The following is a 1,241-nucleotide window of genomic DNA, read 5'->3' on the forward strand; positions in this document are numbered from 1 at the left end:
GGAAAATGCACTTGCAGTTCGCGAGCGGACAATAACACTTCTTTCTGATTCATAACGTTTCCTTAAGCCGACTGGTGGATGAGTGAAATGCTGCTTTGGGCTTTGACATGGCAGGCGATGGATTGACGACCATTGAGCGGCATAAACTTCGGCGTTTCGGCTTGGCAGCGAGCGAGTCGGTAATCACAGCGCTCTCTAAACGGGCAGCCTTGGTGGTTAATTAAGGCGCTCGGTGGATTGCCAGGGATAGTTGGCAAACGAGGCATGTCTTCGGTGATCGACGGAATTGCTCTCAGTAAGCCTTGGGTATAAGGGTGTGCGGGCTGAGCAAAGAGGGTGTCCGTATCTGCTTGTTCCATTTTTTGTCCGCCGTACATCACCAACACGCGGTCACACATTTCGGCAACAACGCCCATGTCGTGCGTGATCAGCAATATCGCGGTATTAAACTCTTTTTGTAACTCACGTAATAACGTCAGGATTTGCGCTTGTACTGTCACATCGAGTGCGGTTGAGGGCTCATCAGCGATGAGCAGCTCTGGTTTACACAGGAGCGCCATGGCAATCATCACACGTTGGCGCATGCCACCAGACAGCTCGTGCGGGTATTGATTCAGGCGAGTGTCCGGCGATGGGATTCGCACCGCATCTAACATTTGTATTGATTCCGCGATAGCTTGTTTTCGGCTCATGCCTTTGTGCACCATCAACACTTCGCTCAGCTGCTTGCCTATCTTCATAAATGGATTCAGAGAGGTCATGGGATCTTGGAAGATCATGCCGATTTTCTCTGCGCGAATACGGTTGAGCTGTTTCTTGGACATTGAGAGTAAGTTCTCGCCATGAAATAAGGCTTCACCGGAGACATTACCGTTGTCGGCGGTGAGCCCCATCAGCGCAAATACCGATTGGCTTTTACCAGAGCCTGATTCACCCACAATGCCGAGCGTTTCTCCTGCTTTGATCGAGTAGGAAAGGTTGCTGACCGCTTGCACTTGTCCGTCTGGCGTATCGAAGCGCACGTTCATGTTTTCAATAGATAGCATGGAGTTGTCCTTATCGATCTTTCGGGTCAAGAGCGTCGCGTAAGCCATCGCCGATGAAGTTGAAACAGAATAGGGTTGTGACCAAAAACAGGGATGGAAAAAGCAGCATCCACAAGGCAACATCAATGGTTTTTGCGCCTTCGGAAATCAGTATTCCCCAGCTGGTGTCTGGTGGTTGGACGCCTAAGCCTAAAA

General features: G+C 50.4%; 1 protein-coding gene and 1 pseudogene. Both read right to left on the reverse strand.

Annotated elements, in window-relative coordinates:
• Window positions 1–62: 62 nt before the first annotated feature.
• On the reverse strand, window positions 63–1,046 hold the full coding sequence (locus R7P35_RS24935) for an oligopeptide/dipeptide ABC transporter ATP-binding protein (protein ID WP_318093062.1): 984 nt from the start codon (window positions 1,044–1,046) through the stop codon (window positions 63–65).
• A gap of 10 nt (window positions 1,047–1,056) precedes the next feature.
• Window positions 1,057–1,241, reverse strand: a pseudogene (locus R7P35_RS24940) (peptide ABC transporter permease); the annotation flags it as partial.

It is taken from the genome of Vibrio sp. Vb0304, assembly GCF_033338995.1.
GTDB classification, from domain to species: Bacteria; Pseudomonadota; Gammaproteobacteria; order Enterobacterales; family Vibrionaceae; genus Vibrio; species Vibrio alginolyticus.

Bases quoted from the DNA above. Each gene is read 5' to 3' on its own strand.
- R7P35_RS24935 (WP_318093062.1), bottom strand. From the start codon at position 1,046: ATGCTATCTATTGAAAACATGAACGTGCGCTTCGATACGCCAGACGGA.